The sequence below is a fragment of the uncultured Bacteroides sp. genome (assembly GCF_937912035.1).
Lineage (GTDB): Bacteria > Bacteroidota > Bacteroidia > Bacteroidales > Bacteroidaceae > Phocaeicola.
The window spans coordinates 50212-76092 of sequence record NZ_CALDPF010000015.1 but is presented as its reverse complement, the minus strand read 5'-3'; the positions used below and the strand labels follow the sequence as shown (position 1 = coordinate 76092).

Here is a 25881-nt window from a genome sequence, read left to right as displayed (position 1 = left end):
TTACTTTTTATTTACACGGAATTTCTCGCAACCATCCTTGAAGTATGCCACAATCTGTTTTGCAGCGGCAATACCGGCATTGATATTGGCCTCGGCTGTCTGGGCACCCATCTTCTTTGGAGTAGAGAAATATCTGCCGGCACATTTAGCGGCAAACTCTTCATTCTTCTCTGGCATAATATCTGTTACATACTTCAAGTCCTGACGTTCTTCCATCAGTTTCAGAAGTCCTTCTTCGTCGATAACTTCTTTTCTTGCAGTATTGACAAGCAAACCGTTCTTTGGCATCAGGTTCACCAAGTCATAATTGATAGATTTGCGTGTCTCAGGAGTAGCAGGAATATGAAGTGAAACGACATCACAATTCTTGTAAAGCTCATCTGCAGAATCCACAGGAGTGACACCGTCAGCCTTGATAGCTTCCTTAGGACAGAAAGCATCGTAAGCATAAATATCCATTCCGATACCTTTGGCGATACGAGCCACATTGCGTCCCACGTTACCGTAAGCATGAATACCTAGTTTCTTGCCCATAAGTTCTGTACCCGCCTTACCGTTATAGAAATTGCGGACAGCCATAATCATCATACCGAAAGCAAGTTCTGCCACAGCGTTTGAGTTCTGTCCCGGAGTATTCATCACACATACATCGTGAGCTGTAGCCTCAGCCAAATCAACATTATCGTATCCGGCACCTGCACGGACTACAATCTTCAGCTCCTTGGCAGCGTCAAGCACTTCCTTATCAACAATGTCACTTCGGATAATAATGGCGTTCACATCTTTTACGGCATCAAGCAATTGAGCTTTCTCAGTATATTTTTCAAGCAACACGAGTTCATAACCAGCTGCTTCTATTTCCTTACGAATACCATCCACAGCAACCTTGGCGAATGGTTTTTCTGTTGCAATCAAGACTTTCATGTGTAGTAAAATTTAAGTGATATAAAGATAAAAAGGACGTGAAAAGAGAAGTCTCCGTCACGTCCCTATTTGATAATTAATACGGATTAATGCAATTTTTCAAATTCCTGCATGCACTCGATAAGAGCCTTAACGCTTTCCAATGGCATAGCATTATAGCATGATGCACGGAATCCGCCTACTGAACGGTGACCTTTGATACCCACCATACCACGTTCGGTAGCAAACTTCAGGAAGTCAGCTTCCAAATCCTTGTATTCATCAGCCATCACGAAACAGATGTTCATCAGTGAGCGGTCTTCTTTCACAGTCACTGTACCGCGGAACAGTTTATTGCGGTCAATTTCAGCATAAAGTAACTCAGCACGTTCCTTAGCTCTGCGTTGCATTTCCTCCACACCACCCTGGGCCTTGATCCATCTCAAAGTCTGCAATGCTGCATAGATAGGCACAACAGGAGGAGTATTGAACATAGAACCCTTGTCAACGTGTGTCTTATAGTCAAGCATTGTAGGGATATGACGTGTAACCTTGCCAAGCGCTTCATCTTTCACTATAACGAAAGTAACACCTGCAGGAGCCAGATTTTTCTGAGCGCCGCCATAGATACAGATGTATTTTGAAACGTCGATAGGACGTGAGAAAATATCAGATGACATATCCGCAATCAAAGGAACATTCACTTCAGGATCTGAATGCAATTCTGTTCCATAGATAGTATTATTGGTGGTAATATGGAAATATTCCGCATCTTCAGGAATAACATAATCCTTAGGAATATATGTATATCCGTCTTTTTCAGATGAAGCGACTTCCACTGCTTCACCGAAAGCTTTTGCTTCTTTCAAAGCTTTCTTAGCCCAAGTACCTGTGTTAAGATAAGCAGCTTTCTTTTCAAGGAAGTTATATGGAACCATACAGAATTCAAGGCTAGCACCGCCACCGAGGAATATCACTGAGTACCCTTCCGGGATATTTAGTATCTCTTTAAACAAAGCAACAGCTTCGTCCACTACCGGCTGAAAGTCTTTTGCGCGATGACTTATTTCCATCAACGAAAGTCCAGAGCCATTAAAATCCAATATAGCTTGTGCTGTTTTCTCTATTACTTCGCGAGGCAAAATAGATGGTCCCGCATTAAAATTATGTTTTTTCATTTGGCAGTTGTTTTTTGGTTTTACATATATTTTAATATCTAACGATTGCGAATTTATGTAATTATTTCCACACATCCAAACTTTAATCTAATAAAATTACACATACAACTGAAATTTTCTTTCATTTTATGACATGAAGCGTAATTTTACTATCACTTTGACACATAATTATCATACTGTGGTGTATTTTGTGATACCAACCATAGCAAATTGAGACAGTGACCTGCCGTTCCGTATGAATCCTGACACAAAGTTATCATTTTGCCAGTTCTATCAAAGTTTTTACCCCCTTAATCTTTTCATTTTGTATCAACTTTAACGTTTGTTGGCTCTTTTTTCTCGATATAGCCACGAAAGCATAATGGTCCTTAACATCAACCTTGCCAACATCATCTTTATTCAACCCACCTTTCTTGAAGAGAAAACCTACAATGTCTATCTTGTTTATCTTGTCTTTTTTACCCTTACCAATATATAAAGTGACGAACTCCGGTTTCGAAGGTTTTGGAGTAATCTCCGGCAAAGTATAAACATCAATTTCAGCAGGAAGATAATCAGGAACTTTCTCTTCGGAATGCATAATAATATATGCGCTACCTTCTGCATCCCATCTTGCGGTACGTCCGTTTCGGTGTATAAACCCATCTTCGGCTACTGGCAAATGATAATGAACCACATTCTTTATTCCCGAAATATCAAGTCCGCGAGCAGCAAGATCTGTAGAAATAAATATATTGCAACTGCCGTTTCTGAACTTATAAAGCGCTCTCTCACGGTCGTCCTGATCCATTCCGCCATGAAAAGTTTCACAATAGACTTTCATTGAATGCAGATACTTGCCTACCCTGTCAACACTCTCACGATGATTGCAGAACACCAGTGTCTGTTCTGACCCTAAATTACACACCAATTTATATAATGTCTCCAGTTTATCCTTTATCGGCGATTCCACCTTATATAGATGAAGTCTATCCGACAATTGCTCATCCGCATTCAGAAAGTTCAGCCTTACACTCTTGTTTACTCCAGTAAAACGTGGTATTTCTTCAGCGTCAGTAGCTGAAAGAAGGAACCTTCTGCGCAAATCAGGCAACTTGCCTATCACATCTGCCATTTCCTCCTGGAATCCGAATTCCAGACACTTGTCGAACTCATCAATAACTAGTACACGCACTGTAGATGCATCTATATTGCCTTTTCCAAGATGGTCGTTCATACGCCCCGGTGTACCGATAATCACGGACGGGCGGATACCTTTCATTGTGCGGTGTTCATCCATAGCCGGACGTCCGCCATAGCAACTCATTACCTGGAAATCCGTACCCATACTCTTAAAGACATGTTCTATCTGCAATGCCAACTCGCGCGACGGAACAAGCACTACAGCCTGCACACCCTCGGTATCCTTCTTCAGGGTCTGCACAAGCGGAATAAGATAAGCCAAAGTCTTTCCAGAGCCTGTGGGCGAAAGCAGCACTATATCGTTTCCTTCCTTATAAGCATCTACAGCAGCCTGCTGCATAGCATTCAACTCTCCTATTTTAAGATTTTTCAGTATTGTACGGATATCCATATTTATTTTTTGTCTAAATTTTGAAATCATATATATGCAAAAATACTATAAATATGGGAGATTTCCATAATTAAGTTGTAAATCCGCTGATTAAAAGTTATTTTTGTACATACATAATCTTTAGATATAGATTATTGATTTATAAATACAACTTATATTTACAAAATCACAACTTGTATTTATAAATATATAACTTGTATTTATAGAATATGTCAGGGAATTTATAACTTTGAGTACTAAAACAATTAATTTAATAACCACTAATACCTTTTTTGATTATGGCAAAATATTTCATGCAGGAAATGCCCGACATGAGGAAAGAGGGCGAAACATTACTTTATCCGAGAATGGAAATTACCGGTACATGCGAGACAGACGAACTGGTAGAAACATGCATCAAAGGTTCAACATTCAATCGCGGTGAAGTTCGCGGAGCGTTGGATCTTATAGCCAGATCTATGGCTCGATTCATGGCAGAAGGCCGGTCAGTAAGAATAGAAGGAATCGGTCTTTTCACCCCAACACTCACTTTGAAGAAAGGTAAGAAAAGAGAAGACGCCGAAGGTAATTCTCCCCGACGAAATGCAGCCAGCATAGAAATCGGAGGTATAAACTTCCGTGCGGACAGGACACTTATAAGCGAGACAAATACTCTTTGCAATCTTGAACGGGGCTCTGGAGTTAAAAGATGCAGAAATCCGAAAACAACTGCCGAAGAAAGACTGGACATGGTGAATAAATATCTTGAAGAGAATCCTTTCATTACGGTTAGTGAATATTCAAAGATAGCAGATCTTAACCGTACAACTGCTGCAAAGGAACTGAAGACATGGGCGACTGATACAGAATCTGGTATTGCGATAAAAGGAGTTGGGACACATAAGGTTTATGTCAGGAAATTATAGAATATTATTGTACAGTAATGATGCTTTTTCTATTAAATAATTTTTTATGGATAGAAATAGAATAAGAAACATAAAATATTTATTAAGAGACATAAATATTGTTCGAAAAAAAATTGAGGAAAGAGAAAATAACGAAGACAACTTCAATATGTTTACCATCCTAAGAAAGGAATCTGACGAGGTATATTTAAACTTCAGGGTTCTTTCAGCTTTGCTGGATCCTAACGGACCACATAGGTTTGAAACTATATTTCTAGACTCATTTATAAAGGTACTTGAAAGTAAATTCAAATATGATGTAAAATCTCTTGAAGTTTATCCTAACAATCAGAATAGAAGCGAATATAAGGAGATAGATATTTGCTTTATAGACAGAATTGCCAAGAAAGCTGTAATGATAGAAAATAAAATATATCACGTAGACACCAAATCATGAAGATAAGGGGCAGATTGAAAATTATTATGGCAGATTGGTTAAAGAGGATAATAATGTTATAGGTATAGACATAAAAATATATTTTCACCTATACAACTTAATAACGAATTATTACAATTCTGAACAAAATAAGTTTATAGAAAACGGAAATCGACCATGAACGAACAGCAAAACAACGGAAATATAATCCTCTACCAGACAGAGGATGGCAAATCAAGGATAGAAGTAACTCTATGCAACGATACGGTTTGGCTTACGGCTGACCAGATGGCAGAGCTGTTCCAAAGAAACAAATCTACCATTTCCCGACATATAAAGAATGTATTCGATGATGGAGAGCTGAATCAGGACTCAACTGTTGCATTTTTTGCAACAGTTCAAAATGAAGGGAACAGAACAGTTGAACGAAATATGGCATACTATAATCTGGACATGATAATCAGTGTAGGTTATCGTGTCAAGTCACACCGTGGAGTACAGTTTAGAATTTGGGCTACTAATATCCTCCGTGAATATCTTGTAAAAGGTTTTGCCATGAACGATGATCTACTGAAAAGAGCAGGCGGAGGAAACTATTTCGATGAACTGCTCAGCCGCATCCGTGACATACGTTCCTCGGAAAAGGTTTTTTATCGCAAGATACTTGAAATATACGCTTTAAGTATTGATTATGATCCACGTGCAGAAGCTACCATTCAGTTTTTCAAAACTGTACAAAATAAGATTCACTTCTCTGTTCATGGTCATACAGCTGCTGAAATCATTTACGAACGTGCCGATTCTGAAAAAGATTTTATGGGACTTACTTCATGGACAGGAGCATTGCCAAAGCGAACTGATGCAGAAATAGCCAAAAACTATCTTTCTTCTGATGAATTGGACACACTCAACAGAATAGTCAGCCTATATTTGGATTTTGCAGAACTTCAAGCTAAATCACATAAGCCAATGTACATGAAAGATTGGATTCTGAAATTGGATGATTTTTTAAAACTATCCGGAAAAGAACTGTTAACACATGCCGGGAAGATTTCTGCCGAACTTGCAAAACAAAAAGCAAATACGGAATACGATAAATTTAAAGAAAGAACTGTTTACAACCTTTCACCTGTAGAAATACATTTTCTTGAGAGCTTTGAAAAGGAGCAGAAAAAACTGAAGAATAAGTAGATTTGTTCTTAATAAAATGCCACCACTCCAGCAAGCTGAAATTTACTTTATATTCGTTTTTTTAATATACATTTCTCTCATGTCAGTAAAATATTTATCATATTTTTTGTAAGTTCGCAGCCAATTTGGAATATAACTTGATTTATTTAAACAAATAAAAGATCCTATTATGAAAAAAACAGCATTATTCGTCAGTGCATTACTCATTTGTGGAATGGCTAATGCACAGTATTTCTGCACAAATAACGGTACGGAACTGCATTACGTAAACTATGACGAAGCTGGCCAGAGTATTTCTAATGTAACTACCACTGTAAAGAACGTTACAAATGAAGACGGTAAAACTCTTGCTGATTATTACAGCAAGACAGTAACTACCAAGACAAAAAACAACACTTCCTATTCACTGACACAATGGAGCTACGACGGTAACAATACCGTTTGCACTGAAGACCTGATGTACGAACTTTATATTGCTTCAGACTCCGACCCTGCCAAGTACGGTCCTCAAGCAAAAATGGCTTTGCAGGAAGACAGAAAGTTCGACGGAGACAACTCTTTTACATTGTCGGACAATGCAAAAGCCGGTGAATCTATGCCGAACCGTTCATATAAGCTTATTCTCAATATGCTGAAAAATGAAATAAACATTTCGGGAGCTTCATATATGGGAAACGAAACTGTAAGTACCACAGCAGGAAAATTCGACTGTATTAAAATATCGTATCTGAAACGTACAAAAATTGTATTGAAAACTACAACATTGAGAGTCACCGAATGGTATGCTAAAGGTGTAGGACTCGTAAAGTCTGAAGCTTTTGATACAAAAGGAAACGCCTACGGAAAGACATTACTGACCAAAATTGTAAAATAAAATTCAATATACGCAGTAAAATAAAACATTTTAAAATGAATGAAGGTAGCACTCTCAACCAGGATGCTACCTTTTTTATAATGTTTGTATTACTCCCTATCCTATAAATTATGCGTTCATTAAGTGTTCAGCATCCATACACCAGTTTTCCCTTTTGCAAACCTTTTGCAAAACATTTTCAAACAGCGTTTAAACGGTATTTAAATGCTATTCAAAACAACATCAACCTCCGGATAATTTGTAAAAAACAAAAAACAAACAATAAAGATAGAGAAGATACTTTGTAATTATTACAAATTTGCCTAACTTTGATAAAAACATCAGACTTTATACCCATTGGTAAAAAAACATCTGTATATGAAATTCAGGATTATCATACTATCTGCGTTTTGCCTCCTTTCAGCAGGCATATATGCACAGGAAGACAACTCAAAGTTGAGAAAGGACAGTCTGAGAGCCATAACTGATGAAAATATTGGCATCCCGGAAATATCACCAGTAAACAATGGTATGAAAAAGCCTGAAGTAAAGGCTGAAACGGAAATACACCAGATGGAAATACAGGAAATAAAGTTGCGACGCCCGTTCTACATGCCTTATCACACGAACCCCTCTCCTATGTTCTACGGCGATTACAGTACCGGCGGAATGATGGCTCCAAATCTTTACGGTTACGGTTCACAATCAACGCTGCCCGGAATTGGAAGAATAAACGAAGCGTCACTGATGTACCAATACAATATAAATGATTATTGGGAAATACAGGCAGGACTGAATGCTACAAAGTTTAATATCCCGTTCAGTACCGGTCAGGCTTTCGGAACATCCGGAGCAGTAATTTACCGACCGAATGAGAAACTGAGTTTCAGGGCTTTCGGTTCGTACGCTCCTGCAAGTGCCTACGGATTTCAGATGAGCAGTTTCGGAGGAACTATAGGATATGAGTTCAACGATAGATGGGGAATGGAAGTCGGTGCAGAAAGGATATATGACCCTATGAGAGGAAGATGGGACACACGCCCTATTGCAATACCTTATTACAAATTTAATAAGACCAAAATAGGACTGGACGTCGGAGGTATTCTTTATGAGATAATAAGAAGCGCAAAATTTAAAAATCAGGGCGGCAACCCAACAATAATGCCGGGAAGATAAAGAATAATGCAAATGCAGATATAATAATTAATTTACAAACAACTAAAAAGACAAGATTATGCTAAGATTAAATGTATTTATCCAAGTATCGGAAGAAAACAAGGCAGAAGTGGAAAAAACAGCAAAAGAACTGGTAGCAGCATCATTGAAAGATGAAGGATGCATTGCATACGATTTCTTCAAGAGCGCTACACGTGAAGACGTTTATATGATTTGTGAAACATGGACTGACGAGGCTTCTCTGAAAGCTCATTCAGAAAGTGCACACTTCACAACTCTGGTTCCTAAGATTGAGAGCCTTGCAGCTATGAAACTTGAAAAATTCCAATTCTAAAACAATAACTGATAACGGCGATATTATCTTTTAAAACAGGTAATATCGTCTCATTTTTCATAAAGATATGCTATTCGACAACAAAGTATGTATAGTAACCGGAGGTAATGCCGGCATAGGCAGATGTATTGCTGAGAGTTTCAGTAAAGAAGGTGCCAGAGTATATGTTATAGACAGAGACATTGACCACGATACTGACGAAAATATCTTCTGCTACAAAGGGGATATTTCAGAGAAAGAAGTACTGGAAAGTTTTGCCGCATGGGTATTGTCAAAAGAAGAGAAAGTTGACTTCCTTATAAACAATGCATGTCTGATGAACGGTGGTATATTAAGCGGATGCTCATACGAGGATTTCATGTATGTGCAGAAAGTTGGCGTGGCTGCCCCTTATTGGCTTACAGTATTATTCAAGGAACATTTCTCTAAAAGTGCGTCCATAGTAAACATATCTTCTAGCAGGGCATTCCAATCGCAAGCCGATACGGAAAGCTATACAGCGGCCAAAGGTGGCATAACAGCACTTACTCATGCTCTCGCTGTAAGCCTCAGCGGTATAGCAAGAGTAAATTCCATTGCTCCGGGATGGATTGAGACCGCACGTTTCCACAAGGATTCAGAAGTCCCAGAATACTCGGAAGCCGACATCATGCAACATCCTTCACAGCGCATAGGCGAGCCTGAAGATATTGCCAGAGCTGTTATGTTCCTGTGCGACGAAAAGAACAGTTTCATAAACGGAACAAACCTCACGATAGACGGAGGAATGGGCAGACTGATGGTATATCATAATGATAATGGTTGGAAAATGGTACTTTAATACAGCCGCCGGATAACATTATCAATATGACTATTCGGATTAAGAGGTATCTGGTCGGAAAGTAAAAGACTTTTTACCATGTGGAGTGTTCCTTGCTTGTACTTTTGAAAGTGTTGTGAAGCTATATGCTGTTCATAAGCGGCTTTACTTGCATAGGTTTCAAGAATGGTAACCTTGCAAGGATTATCTTTTTCACTCACAGCATACATAGTCAATACCCCGGGTTCAGTAAGCAAGGAAATCTCCCCTACTTCTACAGCATATTTAATATACTCGTCAAGGAATTCCGGATATACCTCTATTTTCGATAGACGGACTATACCGTCTGCCTCCATCGGCAATTTGTGACATATAATTTGTTTATCCATATAATAATTTATATTCTTCTCCTGTGCTTCGGATTTTATACTCAAAAACAGAAATAAAGGTAACAACAAACTATAAACCAACATCTTCATTTTTTTAACTTTCAAATCATTGAAAAGAAAACCGATTATTATACGATAACTAAAAAACACTGAAACCTTGCATCGGCATATTTTTTTCATTATTCGATTTTACGTAATCCAGATATCATCATTATTTATCTATCTGACTTTCAGTAAACGGATCTGCACGATGTCCCTTAAGGTCTATCTTTGCATATTCACGATCAAACTCCTCAACTTCCCATGCAGCCAGACGTATTGTTCCAGCTCCCAATAAATCATCCATGTGTTGAGGGTTTGTTGTACCGGGAATAGGAACTATCCACGATTTACGCGACAACATCCACGCAAGGGCAAATTGTGCCAGAGTCATATTCTTTCGCATAGCCCACTTACGAATCAGCTCCACTAGTGGCATATTATGTTTTAAAGCTTCGGGAGTGAATTGCGGTAAATTCCATCTACGGTCTCCTTTATGAAATGTGCTGTTTTCATTTATCACACCAGTTAGAAACGCCCGTCCCAAGGGACAGTATGGCACAAAACCAATACCCAACTCTTCAAGTGTAGGAAATATCTTAGTTTCAGGCTCACGCCACCAAATAGCATATTCACTCTGAACTGCTGATAATGGACAAACAGCATGAGCCTTTCTGATAGATCTTGCACTGGCTTCAGACAAGCCCCAATTTAAAACTTTCCCTTCTCGAATTAAATCTTTAACCACTCCTGCAACTTCTTCCATAGGAACTTCAGGATCTACACGATGCTGATACAACAGATCAATATAATCAGTACGCAAACGCTTTAACGATCCTTCCACAGCTCTGCGAATATGATCCGGCCTACTGTTTAAGGCTGTCGGTTTACCTTCTTCAACTCCGAAACCAAATTTCGTTCCAATTTTAACCTTGTCACGAAAAGGAGCTAAAGCCTCGCCCACCCATGTCTCACTGGTATATGGCCCATAAACCTCTGCCGTATCAAAGAATGTTACTCCCATTTCATAAGCATGGCGGATAAGAGATATCATATCTTTCTTTTCATACTTACCACCATAATAACCAACCATTGGCAGACATCCTAGACCTATTGCAGATACTTCCATTCCTCCGAGTTTTCTACGTTCTATACTTCCGGAAGATACTTCATTTATATCTTTATCTACATTCTCAGACTCAGAAGTACCATCTGCTATCACCTTAGATATGCCAGTCAAAGAACCTGCTGTAGATAATACTGCCACAGATGATAGTTTCAAAAAATTTCTTCTGTCCATATTCTATAAACCATTATTAATTACTATTATCAAGCCCTGTTAAACCACGTAATATTTCTATTTCATTATCTTCAAGTTGTACTCCACATTCCACATTATCTGTATCTGTTATAATTCCATTCTGCATCAGAAAAAGCTGCAAAAGTGTTTGTGGATTAATGTGATAACGGTCTGCAATAAAACAAACGACCTCGTCTTCAAATAATTGGGGAGAAATGATAATTTGCCTATCCATTTTTCACTGTTTTTTTGATATCACAAAGTTAATTGCCCCAGATAACAATGAAGTAACAATAAGTGGGACATTTGTATCATTTTTACTGATAATGCCACTATTAAGTTTTAAGATTAAGTGAAAAGTTTTATTTTTGCCGTGACATGGATAAAAGCATAGTACAATGAGCAAAATTCTGAAAGTAAAAAATGTAAACGATTATTGTAACTGGCTAGGTTATGAAAGCCAACACCAGCAGGTTTGTGTAATTGACTATAAGGAAGTTTCCCCTATACGTCATTGTCTGGCCAACTACAGTGTTTACGGAATATTCTTTCACGATGAAGCAGAAATAGACTTGACATACGGGTGTGGCAAATATGACTACAAGAAAGGTACTGTAATTTGTGTAGCTCCGGGGCAGATTGGAGGAAAGGAAGACAACGGTGAACAGGTTATGCTGACCGGATGGGCACTACTTTTCCACCCTGATATACTACAAGGAACAGCACTGGAAAAGACTATAAAAAATTATACATTTTTCGATTACCGAATAAACGAGGCTCTACATATGTCAGAAGAGGAACATGACATTTTGGTGTCATTAATGCACCAGATGAGAGATGAGTTATCAAAAAAACACGATGAACAGCAGAATGCAATTATAGTGGGTTACATAGAATTGATGCTTAATTTCTGCCAACGTTTCTACAATCGCCAGTTCTTGACCAGAAAGCTGGAAAATTCAGATATACTGATACGATTCAATTCACTATTACAGGATTATTATGAGAAAGGAATACAGTTTACACTCGGATTACCAACTGTACAGTATTGCGCAAATGAATTATGTATGTCGTCAAACTACTTTGGAGACCTTATAAAAAAGACTACAGGCGATACCGCAAGCAACCATATCAGGCAATACATTATTCAACGTGCCAAAAATGGACTTATAAGCGGAGCGACAGCATCGCAAGTAGCATATAATCTAGGCTTTGACTATCCGCAACACTTAAGCAGATTATTCAAGAAATGTTGTGGATATTCCCCGACAGAGTATGTAAAACAGAAAAGAAATGACATTTAGCACTTTATTATGTCCATCATTCCCTGTAATCAGAAGGCTTTATACCTGAATATTGTTGTACATAACGGCTGAAATAGGCCGTAGATGAAAACCCGAACATATCTGATATCTGTACTAACGAAAGAGATTTATCGCGAAGCAGACGAGTAATATCAAGTATGGTATAATTATTGATCCAATAATTAGCTCCGTATCCGCTAACCTTCTTTGAAACTTCAGACAGGTATTTTGATGTAACACAAAGGCAATCCGCATAATATGTCACCTCTCTGTGCTCGCGGTACGCTCCGTCCTCCAGCATCTTCAGGAATCGATTCATAATGGATGCATTTTGTGTGGTAATATCATTCTCACCATAAATACGGGCATGGAAATCAAAGAAATCAAGAATTGCCATCCGCATCGCATTAATAACCGTCTCACGATAAAAACGATGACTTGTGTCTTTTATCCTTTGCTCAAGCAGTTCAAAATCACGAAGACATATAGCCTGTTGCTCACGATTTAAGTGCATCACAGGATTCAGGAACAAGGCCAACTGTCCCTTAGTACCATAATTACTCTGCGGAGTGCATAGAGTCACAAATTCCGGTTTTACATAAATAATTCTGCATCGGAAATCATCTGATGCTTCTATCTTTTCTATCATTTTACGCTTGCGTATTATGGACAGATCGCCTGCATGCAATTCAAAATCCTGCCTGTTGAAACGATACTTACATGTTCCTCCCAAACAAAACATATGGGCAAGATACTCCTCGTCCGAATCTGTTTTTATTTCACCAAGTCTATGGGCTATGAATATTTCTTTATTTTCTTCCATATAAATATCCTCCAATTACTAACAAGAACTGTAAAAATGGTAATTATATCCGCATTTTTCGTTTAAGTCCTATATTACCATGTATCTATCTTTGCACAAAGAACAAAATTATCAAAATAAATTAAAACTGAAAATATGAAAACAGTAAGATTAAACAATGGCGTCGAAATGCCACAGATTGGTTATGGAGTATATCAAGTTTCTCCTTCAGAATGTGAACGTTGTGTGAGCAACGCTTTGGAATATGGCTACCGTATGATTGATACGGCACAAGCATACCATAACGAAGAAGGTGTAGGAAAAGCTGTTAAGAACAGCGGAATAAAACGAAATGAAATCTTTATTGTAAGCAAAGTTTGGATATCAAATTACGGCTACGAGAATGCACGCAAATCAATAGACGAGAGTTTAAAGAAACTACAAACAGATTATATTGATCTGATGCTACTACATCAGCCGTTTTGTGACCGCTACGGAGCATATCGGGCACTTGAAAAAGCATACAAGGAAGGTAAACTCAGAGCTATAGGTGTAAGTAATTTCTATCCTGATCACTTTATAGATATAGCCAGTAACATGGAAATAATACCGGCTGTAAATCAGGTGGAGACGCATGTCTTCAACCAACAGATTGAAGCACAGAAAATAATAGAGGAATTCGGTACTAGAATCATGTCATGGGGTCCGCTTGCTGAAGGACGCAACAATTTCTTCAATAATACGATATTAGCCAATATTGGAGCAAAGTATAAAAAAAGCGTTGCACAGGTAGCATTGAGATGGCTTATACAACGTGGAGTTATTATCATACCGAAATCTACCCATATTGAGCGTATGAAAGAAAATATTGACATTTTTGATTTTTCACTATCACAGGATGATATGGAAAATATAGCCGGACTGGACACAAGAAAAAGTCTTTTCTTCGATCATCATGATGCAGATACCGTACGTATGTTCATGGGATGGAGATAATAGGAAAATACAAATATCTGTAATTTGGGTAAATAATGCAGTAATAGATATACGTATTTATTGTATATGTGTGATAACTTTGTACCGTCAAAAAATACAAAATCATAGGAATATTATTTATAAAAACAGAAACCGAATATTTTATGAAAACCATAGCTCAAAAAATAAAAAGAAATATATTTTACATTGCATTATTTACCCCACTCGGTCTGTCGGCACAAAGCATAATAGACTCCACGCGGGTTTATAACATCAATGAAGTGGTAGTGACAGGAAGTCGTAGCGAAACTGATGTACGCCACCTGTCGCAGACGGTATCTGTAGTAGGTCGTGACCGTATAGAAAGCGCCATGCAGCCTTCGCTACTGCCCGTACTTACCGAACAGGTTCCGGGGTTATTTGTCACATCACGTGGCATTATGGGATATGGAGTGTCAAATGGCGCTGCGGGAGGTATATCATTGCGTGGTTTGAGTGGTGGCTCAGGACGACTGATGGTGATGATTGACGGCCATCCCCAGTACGCAGGTATCTTCGGTCATCCGATAGCAGATGCCTATCAGTCATTCCTTGCTGAACGTGTAGAGGTACTTAGAGGTCCGGCTTCTGTTCTGTATGGTTCTAATGCAATGGGTGGCGTAATGAATATCGTTACACGCAAAATGCAGGAAGACGGAGTAAACACAAATTTGCATGCAGGTTATGGCTCATACAACACGCTGGAAACAGAACTCACCAACCGTATCCGCAAAGGACGTTTCTCAAGCGTAATATCAGGTTCTTACAACCGTACTGACGGACACCGTGCTGATATGAATTTCGAGCAATATGGAGGATATGCGAAATTAGGCTATGAAATCACTGACAACTGGAATCTTAGAGGAGATGTCAACGTAACTCATTTCAACGCTTCATATCCCGGACCGGTAAGTGCTCCACTTCTGGACGGAGACCAGAGAATTACACGCGGAATGACTTCATTTGCCATTGAAAACAAATACGAAAAGACCTCAGGAGCAGTAAGTTTCTTTTACAACTGGGGGGATCACTGGATTAATGACGGTTATACTCCATCAAAGGGAGAAGGTCCACAGGACGACCGCTTCCTGTCATTCGACAAAATGATGGGTGTATCTCTTTATCAAAGTATGCAGTTCTTCAAAGGCAACCGCATCACTGCCGGATTCGACTGGTTCAACTATGGAGGGCATGCATGGAATGAGTATGTAAGCGGTGAAAAGATCGGTACCACATCTGATCTGGTTGACAAACAGGAAAATGAATTTGCAGGATACATTGATATTCGTCAGGATATAAATTCCTTTATCACACTGAATGCAGGAATCCGTGCCGATCATCACTCACGCATAGGAACAGAATGGGTTCCACAGGCCGGACTGGCTTTCCATCTGCCTCATGCTATGGAACTGAAAGCATCCGCGTCAAAAGGATTCCGCTATCCTATCCTCAGAGAGATGTATATGTTTCCACCACAAAATCCGGACTTGGAACCTGAATCTATGTGGACTTACGAACTTGCATTCTCACAGCGACTTATAAACGGTCAATTAAGTTATGGTGTAAACATCTTTTACATAGACGGCAAGAACCTGATTATGACACTCCCTAATCCAAACGGTAGCGGAATGCTGAACCAGAACTCAGGCAAGATAGACAATACAGGTATCGAAGTACAGGCAGCCTACCGCATAAACAGACAATGGTCTGTTGACGGGAACTACAGCTATCTACACATGAAAGAACCTGTAATTGCCGCACCGGAACATAAACTGTACGGAGGAGCAAACTTCTCACACGGACGCTGGAACGTATCAACCGGCATACAATACATAGCCGGACTATATACACAGACCGATCCAGTGAAAACAGAAGATTTCGTTTTGTGGAATTTAAGAGCTTCGTTCCGCACTACAAAATGGTTGGACATATGGGTACGTGGAGAAAACCTGCTGGCACAAAAATATGAAATCAATGCCGGCTACCCTATGCCTAAAGCAACAGTTATGGGTGGTGTGAATATCAATTTCTAAACAATATACAAATACTTAAAGATATGAAAAAGATTTTTCTAACAATTATTTTGGCTATTGCTTTCGTAGCACCAAGTTGCGGACATTTGCAAAAAGTGAATGAATCAGCCAATACCGAAACGGCTGATGTCCCTAAAGTTTATTGGTACAAGAATATCTCATCGGAGAATCTGATTAAAATCTATGAAACATTAGGACGTGAAGCCAAAGGGAAAGTAGCTGTAAAACTTTCCACTGGAGAACCAGGCGGTCATAATTTTCTGCAGCCTGAACTTATAAAAGGACTGGTGCAGAAAATTAACGGAACAATCGTAGAATGTAATACTGCGTATGGAGGCGGACGTTCCAACACAGAAAGTCACCTGAGAGCCGCAGCCGACCATGGTTTCACAGCAATTGCCAATGTTGACATCATGGATGCCGAAGGAGAAACAGAACTTCCTGTAAAAGGTGGAAAACATCTCACAAAAGATATTGTCGGCAAGAACTTTCTCAATTATGATTTCACAATAATCCTCTCTCACTTTAAAGGACATGCCATGGGAGGATTCGGTGGTGCAATCAAGAACATGTCAATAGGGATAGCATCATCCAATGGTAAAAGATTAATACATTCTGCCGGAGAAAGTACCACAAGTTGGGGAAATCCGAAACAGGATGATTTTCTGGAGTCCATGGCCGAAGCTGCAAAAGCAGTGGCAGACCATTGCGGAGAGAATATACTCTACATAAGTGTAGCCAACAATCTTTCTGTTGACTGCGACTGCGATTCTTCACCGGAAGATCCTAAAATGGGTGATATAGGTATTCTTGCATCTCTAGACCCGGTTGCATTAGACCGTGCATGTACAGATCTGGTACGTTCCTCAAAAGACCATGGTAAAATACACTTGATTGAACGTATTGATTCACGTCATGGCATGCATACTCTGGATCATGCTGAAGCACTTGGAATGGGGAGTCAGAAATATGAATTAATTGAACTTGATTGATAAATCATACATATAATTTTATTCATTACAAAAACCCGTATCAAATGAAAACTAATTTACTATTGCTGATTACATTATCAATTTTAATTTTTCCGAATATGGCTAAATCACAGGTAAAAGTCCAGCAAACTGCAGGACATGATGTATTAGGAGAATTTGCTCCGGAATTCGCACATTTGAACGACAATATCCTTTTTGGTGAAGTATGGAGCCGCAATGACTTGCTTTCCATGCGCGACCGCTCAATCGTCACCGTTGTTGCACTTATGTCACAAGGTCTGACTGACTCATCATTCAGACATCATCTTGAATTCGCAAAAAAGAACGGAGTGACAAAAACAGAAATAGCGGAAATACTTACTCATGCAGCATTCTATGCAGGCTGGCCTAAAGCATGGGCTGCATTCCGTATGGCAAAAGAAGTATGGGCTGAGAATGTGGACGGTACAGCAAGCACATCACTCGACGCATACGCACAGACAATTATCTTCCCTATAGGCAAACCTAACGACGCATACGCAAAATATTTTGTAGGTCAAAGCTATCTGGCTCCTATAGTTGCAGAAGGAGTTCCCGTTGCCAATGTAACATTCGAACCCGGCTGCCGTAATAACTGGCACATCCATAAAGCCAATAAAGGTGGAGGACAGACTCTTATCTGCGTAGGCGGACGTGGTTACTATCAGGAATGGGGTAAAGAGCCTATAGAAATGAATCCGGGCGACGTTATATATATCCCGACCGGAGTAAAGCACTGGCATGGAGCCGCTCCTGACAGCTGGTTCTCACATCTTGCTATGGAAATTCCGGGTGAAGGATGCAGTAACGAATGGCTGGAACCTGTTAATGACGAAGATTATTCAAAACTGAAATGACATGAGAACTTTAATACTGATAATTATGAGTCTTTTTTGCTTGAACAACCAGTCAAACGCACAGCAAAAGAAGGATAATGCGGAAATTAAAATCCTCGTGGCTTATTTTTCATGTACGGGAAACACCGAAAGCGTTGCCAAATCAATTTCAAAAGCTACCGGTGGAACACTGTACAGAATTACTCCAAAGAAAGCATATTCTTCTGCCGACCTAGACTGGAGGAATAAGAACAGCAGAAGTTCAATAGAAATGAATGACGAAAATTCACGTCCTGAACTTGGTGGTGAAGCTATTGATATGAATGACTACGACACTGTATTTATAGGCTACCCTATCTGGTGGGATTTATGTCCGCGTCCGGTAAATACATTCATTGAGAAGTATAATCTTTCCGACAAGACAGTTATTCCTTTTGCTACGTCAGGCGGAAGCTCCATCAACAACAGTGTGAAACAACTGAAGAAGCTGTATCCAGAAGTGGATTGGAAAGAAGGCCGCTTGTTCAACAGAGGAAGCAAACAGGCTGAAGAATGGGCTAAACAGATTATCACAAAATGATATATCCATTATATAGATTTAGGACTGACTTTCTTTTAGGGAAGCCAGTCCTTTTTTATTAATATCCAAACCTTGAAGTGTCAACCTTCTTGCGTTCCTTAGATTTAAATCCGCCAAACCTGTACGTAAACGAGAGCGAAACGTAACGGCTGTCTGCATGCTGTATTATTTCAAAGCGTTGTCCTCTGTCATTTACGGTTGCATTCGGCGTAGCTGTATTAAACAGGTCATTACCTGTCAGACGAAACTCGGCATTCCTGTTTGTAAATTTCCATTTCAAGCCGGCATCCACTTTCCATATTGACGACAGGTCGTAATTGCCTTGAATTGACGGACTGACATACATAGCATTCAGTTCCAGACTCATGGCTGGTTTGGAAGACAAAGTAAATGTATTGTTCATCATAGCCACTCCTCGCCATACAGAGTTGTCGAAGCCTATACCATGATAATCACGACACACATGCCTGAAGTAGGAACCATCAAGTGTGATACGCGAATTCCAAAAACTTCCTATTGTAAATGGTATTATTACAGATATTCCGTAGTTCCTCTGATAGTCATAGTTTACAGACTGATATATCATAACCAGTTCGTCAGGACTCTGATATGCCAACTGTCCGAAAAGGCCCTTTATATGGGTATAATATACACTAAACATATATTTGCTTTTAAGCACATAAGTTAGGTCTGCAATATAATCAGTAGAAGGACGCAATTGCGGATTTCCCAACACTTTTGAATATCCGTTCAGGTAGCTTACAGAATTCTGTATATCCCAGTAATCAGGATATGTCTTGTCGGAAGAGAAAGACAATTGAAAGATGTGTTCAGCAGAAGGAACATAACTTAACTGCATTGTGGGATATACAGACCAGTCTGTATAATCGGCAAGTCTATAGTATTCTCCTGCAAGCGACATAGATAAGGAAAGTTTTTCATTAAATGACTTTTCAAAACCTCCGTAAAAATTATAAGTCTTTTCCTCAAGATTTGATGATGAATTCATATCCGACATATCTGTTCCGTCTGCAGGAGTATATTTCTGTAAGCTTTTTTCATTGGCAAATGAGAAGTTGATACCATAATTTACACTCCATTCCTTTGGTAACGCATGAGTCTGACCTGCATATACATTCCAACGGTTTACATACTGACTGCTGTTGAGAATAAATTTCTGCTCTTTCCGGGATGATTTATCAATAAAGTTCTGCACACTAGGATAAGCATAGTAAGTATAATCCATACCTACATTCGTACCCCACCCTGAAGTATAATCAGCGCTGAAGTTATGCATCTGTTCATCTCCCGTCCTTATATTTGAAGATTCGGAGAGACTCCCATTAGAATTTTCTGTAGATTTACTATTTGGACTTATAGCCGATGTATATGCCACACTCAGATTATCATCATCAGTTATTCTATAATCAATGGAAGCGCGCATATTATGAGTAAGCTTCTGTCGATTACCGGTATTATACTGTGATATATCATACACTCTATCGCCTAATGTATGATGTGAGATAAAATCGTTTGAAGATCTGATTTTTGAATAATCTGCGGAATAAAGTACATCTGCCGACAGTTTCTCACCTGAAAAGGACAGACTCATATTACCTCCACCTCGTGAATATATACCTTGAGTAAAGTTACCTCCTACTTCACCACGCAACAAAGACTCTTCAGACTTATTTTTTTTCAATACGATATTTATAACAGCTCCCCTAACACGATATTTTGCAGGAGCACTGTACATCACTTCCGCTTTCTCTACATTCGAAACAGGAGTATTCTTCAGAAGATTTACCAACTGTTCGGCAGTCATGGACGATGGACGTCCATTCAATATTATGGTTGGTGCACCTGCTCCTATAAGCTGCAATCCGCCATCCTGTTCCATCACTCCGGGTAGACGTGTTACGGCCTCATAGGCATTGCTTACCGATGATTTTTCTGCTATTACAGAAACATCGTATGACAGTAATCCGTTTTCAGCCTTCACCAAAGGACGTTCTCCTTTAATCACTACTTCATCAAGACTATAATTCTGTTCCTCCATTGTTACTACACCGACGTTCGGTTCGTTGAATTCTCTGGAAATTGTTTCGTAAAGAATATGCTGGAATATCAGACGAAACGATTTAAAACCAGTGTCGAACACAAACCGTCCTTGTGCATCAGTTATCACTGCATCCACAAACACCGAGTCTTCAGACTGCATCACTACAGTTACAGCCTCAACCGGTTGCTGATTTCTATTGACCACTTTTCCATTCACATTCTGCGACATGACATTGTTTATGCATATAATCATGCAAGAGATAATAATCACTAAAGTTTTCATAAAGCATATTTATTTGTTTTCGTGATGCAAAGTAAGACCAAACGCTCGTCATAATACGTTATACGGCTGTTATGCTTTTGTTATATTATTGTTATCATATTCAGTATTGTTAATTTATTGTTATATCTTTGTGCGACAAAATATCAATATATGAACGGAAAGTATATCAAAATAATAACATTTCTTGGATTGCTTGTAATTGTGATTATCCAGAGTGTATGGCTGGTAAAAACATATCAGCTGATAGAGCTGCAATTAACCCAATCCGGGAACCGTATATTTCCCAAATCCGTATTGAACGAAGTGTTGGAAAGGCTCAGTATCATAACAGAATCATACGGTGAAGATAAGACCTTAAACCTGTCAACCAACATGGACTATGACGAAACCATCAGCGACAAGACTCTGAAAGAACACCTTATATCCTTTCTGAACAATTATGCCGATTCATTATACCAGTCGCACGTATCCATCCAACTATTGGACTCTATCTTCAAAGCTGACATGAAAGAAGAAGGATATAATGCCGAGTTATACTGCATGAAGGTAGATTCTACAGGAGCTCCTATTGACGGTGAAAAGAAGATTTCCGGAATAAATGCTGTGAGGACTATAAAGACTTCAGTAGTAGCACTTAACAAGGACAAGACAGAATGTGTACAGGCTGTTATCGTAAACCCTTACTGGATAGCAATCCGCGAAATGAGCGTACTGCTCATTGCTACAGCGCTACTTATCTGCTTTGTAGCCGGATGCATAATCTATCAGATAAAAATCATCATAAAACAGAACAAGATAGCCATGCTGCGACAGGACTTCACATATGCCATGATTCACGACATGAAAACGCCGATAAACACTATCACTATGGCCGGACATGTACTTGAAAGCGGTATGATGGACAGTAATCCGGCACTGAAAAAGCAATATTTCTCCATACTGAAAGAAGAGAGTATGCATCTTCTGAATCTTGCAGAAAAAATACTTACAATAGCCAAGATAGAACAGTCAAGGCTCAAACTTGCTGACGAAGAAATAGATGTGAACTCGATGTTTGATGAACTGATACAGAAATTCAGTCTGAAATCGGACAAGAATGTTTCTTTCATAAAAGATGTCAATATCACATCAAGCCTGATGGCAGACAAGGAATATCTGAAAGAAGCAATAAGCAATCTGATAGACAATTCACTGAAATACTCTGACGAAAAAGTAACTGTTAAACTGACAGCCGAAGAACATGGAAATTCAATCCTGATAAAAGTCCGTGATAACGGATGGGGTATTCCACTGAAAGAACAGAAACGAATATTTGAAAAGTTCCAACGTGGCGGACTGGAATTTAGAAAAGACAATAAAGTATCAGGTTTCGGACTTGGCCTGAACTACGTCTATAAAGTCATAACAGCAATGAACGGTAGCGTCTCGCTAAACAGCATAGAAGGAGAATACAGTGAATTCATATTGACTTTACCTATAAAAAACTGATGAATGATGACAAAAGTATTATTGGTGGAAGATGACAAAAATCTGAGTTTCATACTAAAAAGCAGCTTGGAACAGATGATTGGAGGTTATGATGTAGTATCCGTCGCCAACGGTAAGGACGGATTGGATATACTTACAAAGGAAAACTTCGATGTAATAGTTTCGGACGTGGAAATGCCTATAATGGACGGAGTGACTATGGTACAGCATATCAGAAAGAATCATCCGTCGTTGGCAATAATCTTTATTACAGGTCTTACTACGGCCCGCGATGTGATAAACGGATATCAGGCTGGAGCCGATTTCTATATAAAGAAACCTTTCCTTCCAGAGGAACTTGACGCACACATTCAGGCAGTATTAAGAATGAGGCATAATACTCAGGTAGAAAGTCCTACCGATAATGATGAAGATACTATATTTACAATTGGCAAATACAGTTTCGACCCGACTCAAAACCTGTTAATATTCGAAAATGAACAACACAACCTGACAGCCAAAGAGAGTAAAATACTTGAAATGCTTTGTCGCGAAAAAGGAAAAATTGTAAGCAGGGAAAACATCCTTAATGGAATCTGGGGTAATTCTGATTTCTACTCATCCAGAAGCCTTGATGTTTTCATTACGAAACTCAGAAAATATCTATCTAAAGACACTGATATATCACTGAATGTACTGAAGGGTGTAGGGATATGCCTTAAAGTTCAATAATAACCAAACAGCCGACTGTTCACACCACGAACCAGCCGGCTGTTTTATATTATCAACTCTTATCTTTCTGATATAGGTTTATAAGGTACTTCATTAAGTACATTCTTGTATGCAGGACGTATGATACGGCGACCGTCGAAATGCAATTCCTCGATACGATGAGCCGTCCAGCCGACAATTCTGGCCATAGCAAACAGAGGAGTATATATCTCATGAGGCAATCCCATCATCTCATATATGAATCCTGAATAGAAGTCAACATTAGAGCATACCTTCTTCTTGTCTCCCTTAACTTTCTTGAAACAAGCGATTGCACGTTTTTCTATCAACTCCAAAAAGGCAAATTCTTTTTCACAGCCTTTTTCAGCAACAAGTTCACTTGCCAACTCTTTCAGAAGAACTGCACGCGGATCGGAAATGGTATATACTGCATGGCCTATACCATAGATAAGACCACTCTTATCGTAAGCCTCTTTATTCAGCATGCGAGTGAGGTAAGTATCTATCTCATCTACATTTGTCCAGTCTGAAATGACTTCCTTCAAGTGATGAAACATATTTACAACCTGTATATTTGCTCCACCATGCAATGAACCTTTTAGCGAACCGATTCCCGCTGCGATACTTGAATATGTATCTGTGCGTGTAGAACTTGTAACCCTGACAGTGAATGTAGAGTTGTTACCACCACCGTGCTCAGCCTGAAGGACAAGCAGAAGGTCAAGCATACGTGCCTCAAGAGGAGTGTAATCTTTCTTAATCATGTAAAGAAAATTCTCTGCCAACGAGAGTTTCTCATCCGGATAGCGGATATGCAATGAGCGTCCGTGTGTACTGTGACGGTAGATGCTATATGCGTATGCTATGACTGTTGGGAACTTTGAGATAAGTTCGATAGACTGACGCATAAGATTGTCGCGAGAGATGTCATCCGGATTAGGGTCGAATGTGTACATTTCCAGAACACTACGGGCCAGGATATTCATTATGTTATGACCTTCAAGGTCGATGATATTCATTGTAGTCTTCTTGTCAAGAGGCATATTGTCGTTTATAAGTTCCTTGAAAGAAGCCAGTTGCTCCTTATCAGGAAGCTCGCCCGACAAAAGCAAATATGCAACCTCTTCGAAGCCGAAACGTTTCTCTTTCAAAAGAGCATGAACAATATCATCCAAATCATATCCCCTATAAAAGAGTTTACCCGGAATAGGTTTCAGGCCTTCTTCCGTTTTCTCATATCCCACTACGTTTCCTATCTTGGTTAGTCCTACAAGCACACCTGTTCCGTCTTCATTACGAAGTCCGCGCTTAACATTAAAACTCGTAAATAAACTGTTGTCTATTCTGCACGCCTGTTTAGCACATTCGGAAAGTTTGTAAACTATATATTCTTTTTTCATGTTCAGTTCGTTATAGTTGAATTAAAGACTTTGTATTATTCTTTCAGTAAACTCTTCTGTACTCAATACTTTACCGTCCGGCATAAATCTAGCCAAATCAATAGTTGCCTCAGAATTTTCAAAAACCTGTTCAAGGGCAGATGTTATAAGGTCGGCTGCTTCCTGCCATCCCAAATACTCAAGCATCATTACTGATGACAGAAGAAGAGAACATGGGTTAACCATATTCTTACCTGCAATATCCGGAGCTGTTCCGTGGGTAGCCTCGAAAATGGCATGACCGCTATTGTAGTTTATGTTTGCTCCCGGAGCAATACCTATACCGCCTACCATGGCAGCCAGCTGATCGGAAACATAGTCACCGTTAAGATTCAAAGTTGCAATAACAGAATAGTCTTCCGGTTTCAGCAATGTATTCTGAAGGAAAGCATCTGCAATACAGTCTTTTATTATTACTTTTCCCTTGTTGATAGCCTCAGCCATGGCGGCTTTTGCAGATTCTTCGCCCAAATCTTTCTTCAACTGCTGATAATAGTTCATGGTGAATGTCTGTTCTGCAAACTCAGTTTCAGCCACTTCATATCCCCATTTCTTGAAACCGCCTTCGGTGAACTTCATGATGTTTCCCTTATGAACAAGTGTTACCGACGGAAGCTTATGATCCAAGGCATATTGTATGGCAGAACGAACAAGACGTTTTGTACCTTCTACAGAGACAGGCTTTACTCCAAAAGAAGAAGTTTCAGGGAATCTCACCTTGGTAACTTTCATCTCATTATAAAGGAAATCATAGAATTTCTTTGCTTCAGGAGTGCCCTGTTCCCATTCTATTCCGGCATATATATCTTCTGTATTCTCTCTGAAAATACACATGTCAACTTTCTGAGGCTCTTTCAAAGGAGATACTACACCTTTGAACCATCTTACAGGACGCAGACAAACATACAAGTCCAATGTCTGGCGCAATGCCACGTTGAGTGAACGTATTCCACCTCCTACAGGTGTTGTAAGCGGGCCTTTGATTCCTATCAGATATTCTCTAAATACATCCATTGTAGATTGCGGGAGCCACTCTCCCACCTGTTTATAAGCCTTTTCACCGGCCAGGACTTCCCTCCATTCTATAGAGCGTTCATCTTTATAAGCTAATTTCACTGCTTCGTTTACAATTTTCTGGCAAGCCGGAGTTATCTCAGCTCCTACACCATCTCCTTCAATAAAAGGTATAGTAACATTTGAAGGTACTACAAGTTTACCTTCTTCCATACGAACTTTACTCATTGTCTAGTTTCTCCTATATTAGT

The 25881-nt window shown here is 39.3% G+C and carries 24 protein-coding genes and 1 pseudogene; 15 read left to right on the top strand and 10 right to left on the bottom strand.

Annotated elements, in window-relative coordinates:
* The 3 genes from Q0486_RS02360 to Q0486_RS02350 all read right to left on the bottom strand — a co-directional run bounded on the left by Q0486_RS02360 (position 1) and on the right by Q0486_RS02350 (position 3654).
* Positions 1-924 (bottom strand): NAD(P)-dependent oxidoreductase, encoded by a 924-nt coding sequence (locus tag Q0486_RS02360; protein ID WP_204394617.1) that lies wholly within the window; start codon positions 922-924, stop codon positions 1-3.
* 86 nt (positions 925-1010) lie between these two features.
* Entirely contained in the window at positions 1011-2081 is a 1071-nt protein-coding gene (gene serC / locus Q0486_RS02355; protein WP_235326920.1) for a 3-phosphoserine/phosphohydroxythreonine transaminase, read from the bottom strand.
* A gap of 256 nt (positions 2082-2337) precedes the next feature.
* Complete coding sequence (locus tag Q0486_RS02350; RefSeq protein WP_299230109.1) at positions 2338-3654, bottom strand: DEAD/DEAH box helicase; 1317 nt, start codon at positions 3652-3654, stop codon at positions 2338-2340.
* A gap of 278 nt (positions 3655-3932) precedes the next feature.
* Between Q0486_RS02350 and Q0486_RS02345 the strand changes: the two genes are divergently transcribed.
* From Q0486_RS02345 to Q0486_RS02315, 7 genes are all read left to right on the top strand, one after another.
* Positions 3933-4559 carry an HU family DNA-binding protein gene (locus Q0486_RS02345; RefSeq protein ID WP_299230108.1) on the top strand — a complete coding sequence of 209 codons (627 nt, stop codon included), beginning with the start codon at positions 3933-3935 and terminating at the stop codon, positions 4557-4559.
* 46 nt (positions 4560-4605) lie between these two features.
* Positions 4606-4995 (top strand): PD-(D/E)XK nuclease family protein, encoded by a 390-nt coding sequence (locus Q0486_RS02340; protein ID WP_299230107.1) that lies wholly within the window; start codon positions 4606-4608, stop codon positions 4993-4995.
* A 156-nt stretch (positions 4996-5151) separates the two neighbouring features.
* Positions 5152-6165: a virulence RhuM family protein gene (locus Q0486_RS02335; RefSeq protein WP_299230106.1), complete on the top strand. Its 1014-nt coding sequence runs from the start codon at positions 5152-5154 to the stop codon at positions 6163-6165.
* 169 nt (positions 6166-6334) lie between these two features.
* On the top strand, positions 6335-7039 hold the full coding sequence (locus Q0486_RS02330; RefSeq protein WP_299230104.1) for a hypothetical protein: 705 nt from the start codon (positions 6335-6337) through the stop codon (positions 7037-7039).
* Positions 7040-7396: 357 nt separating this feature from the next.
* Entirely contained in the window at positions 7397-8194 is a 798-nt protein-coding gene (locus tag Q0486_RS02325) for a hypothetical protein (protein WP_299230102.1), read from the top strand.
* Between the two features lie 58 nt (positions 8195-8252).
* A complete protein-coding gene (locus Q0486_RS02320; RefSeq protein WP_204507702.1) occupies positions 8253-8528 on the top strand; it encodes a putative quinol monooxygenase in 276 nt (91 codons plus the stop codon).
* A 67-nt stretch (positions 8529-8595) separates the two neighbouring features.
* A complete protein-coding gene (locus Q0486_RS02315) occupies positions 8596-9348 on the top strand; it encodes an SDR family oxidoreductase (protein ID WP_299230099.1) in 753 nt (250 codons plus the stop codon).
* On the opposite strand, the pseudogene Q0486_RS02310 reads toward Q0486_RS02315, so the two are convergent.
* The 3 genes and pseudogenes from Q0486_RS02310 to Q0486_RS02300 all read right to left on the bottom strand — a co-directional run.
* Positions 9345-9713, bottom strand: a pseudogene (locus Q0486_RS02310) (antibiotic biosynthesis monooxygenase family protein); the annotation flags it as partial. The gene Q0486_RS02315 and the pseudogene Q0486_RS02310 overlap by 4 nt on opposite strands.
* Positions 9714-9927: 214 nt before the next feature.
* Positions 9928-11055, bottom strand: a complete 1128-nt coding sequence (locus tag Q0486_RS02305) for an aldo/keto reductase (RefSeq protein WP_299230097.1) — start codon at positions 11053-11055, stop codon at positions 9928-9930.
* A 16-nt stretch (positions 11056-11071) separates the two neighbouring features.
* Positions 11072-11290 carry a hypothetical protein gene (locus Q0486_RS02300; protein WP_299230095.1) on the bottom strand — a complete coding sequence of 73 codons (219 nt, stop codon included), beginning with the start codon at positions 11288-11290 and terminating at the stop codon, positions 11072-11074.
* A 163-nt stretch (positions 11291-11453) separates the two neighbouring features.
* Between Q0486_RS02300 and Q0486_RS02295 the strand changes: the two genes are divergently transcribed.
* Complete coding sequence (locus tag Q0486_RS02295; RefSeq protein WP_299230093.1) at positions 11454-12359, top strand: helix-turn-helix domain-containing protein; 906 nt, start codon at positions 11454-11456, stop codon at positions 12357-12359.
* Between the two features lie 16 nt (positions 12360-12375).
* Here the strand turns inward: Q0486_RS02295 and Q0486_RS02290 are convergent, their stop codons facing one another.
* Entirely contained in the window at positions 12376-13182 is an 807-nt protein-coding gene (locus Q0486_RS02290) for a helix-turn-helix domain-containing protein (protein ID WP_299230090.1), read from the bottom strand.
* Positions 13183-13317: 135 nt separating this feature from the next.
* On the opposite strand from Q0486_RS02290, the gene Q0486_RS02285 reads away from it, so the two are divergent.
* From Q0486_RS02285 to Q0486_RS02265, 5 genes are all read left to right on the top strand, one after another.
* Entirely contained in the window at positions 13318-14157 is an 840-nt protein-coding gene (locus tag Q0486_RS02285; RefSeq protein ID WP_299230088.1) for an aldo/keto reductase, read from the top strand.
* Between the two features lie 143 nt (positions 14158-14300).
* Positions 14301-16208, top strand: a complete 1908-nt coding sequence (locus Q0486_RS02280; RefSeq protein WP_299230086.1) for a TonB-dependent receptor — start codon at positions 14301-14303, stop codon at positions 16206-16208.
* Between the two features lie 23 nt (positions 16209-16231).
* The gene (locus tag Q0486_RS02275; RefSeq protein ID WP_299230084.1) at positions 16232-17200 is read left to right on the top strand and encodes a DUF362 domain-containing protein; all 969 of its coding nucleotides are present in this window, start codon (positions 16232-16234) and stop codon (positions 17198-17200) included.
* Between the two features lie 98 nt (positions 17201-17298).
* Positions 17299-18075 carry a carboxymuconolactone decarboxylase family protein gene (locus Q0486_RS02270; protein WP_299230082.1) on the top strand — a complete coding sequence of 259 codons (777 nt, stop codon included), beginning with the start codon at positions 17299-17301 and terminating at the stop codon, positions 18073-18075.
* A 1-nt stretch (position 18076) separates the two neighbouring features.
* Positions 18077-18634 (top strand): flavodoxin, encoded by a 558-nt coding sequence (locus Q0486_RS02265; protein WP_299230080.1) that lies wholly within the window; start codon positions 18077-18079, stop codon positions 18632-18634.
* A gap of 58 nt (positions 18635-18692) precedes the next feature.
* On the opposite strand, the gene Q0486_RS02260 is transcribed toward Q0486_RS02265, so the two are convergent.
* A complete protein-coding gene (locus Q0486_RS02260) occupies positions 18693-20978 on the bottom strand; it encodes an outer membrane beta-barrel family protein (protein ID WP_299230078.1) in 2286 nt (761 codons plus the stop codon).
* Positions 20979-21128: 150 nt separating this feature from the next.
* Between Q0486_RS02260 and Q0486_RS02255 the strand changes: the two genes are divergently transcribed.
* A complete protein-coding gene (locus Q0486_RS02255; RefSeq protein ID WP_299230076.1) occupies positions 21129-22466 on the top strand; it encodes a HAMP domain-containing sensor histidine kinase in 1338 nt (445 codons plus the stop codon).
* A 3-nt stretch (positions 22467-22469) separates the two neighbouring features.
* Positions 22470-23177, top strand: a complete 708-nt coding sequence (locus tag Q0486_RS02250) for a response regulator transcription factor (RefSeq protein WP_299230074.1) — start codon at positions 22470-22472, stop codon at positions 23175-23177.
* A 59-nt stretch (positions 23178-23236) separates the two neighbouring features.
* On the opposite strand, the gene Q0486_RS02245 is transcribed toward Q0486_RS02250, so the two are convergent.
* Entirely contained in the window at positions 23237-24577 is a 1341-nt protein-coding gene (locus Q0486_RS02245) for a citrate/2-methylcitrate synthase (protein ID WP_299230072.1), read from the bottom strand.
* A gap of 21 nt (positions 24578-24598) precedes the next feature.
* Entirely contained in the window at positions 24599-25858 is a 1260-nt protein-coding gene (icd, locus tag Q0486_RS02240; RefSeq protein WP_299230070.1) for an NADP-dependent isocitrate dehydrogenase, read from the bottom strand.
* Positions 25859-25881: the final 23 nt, after the last annotated feature.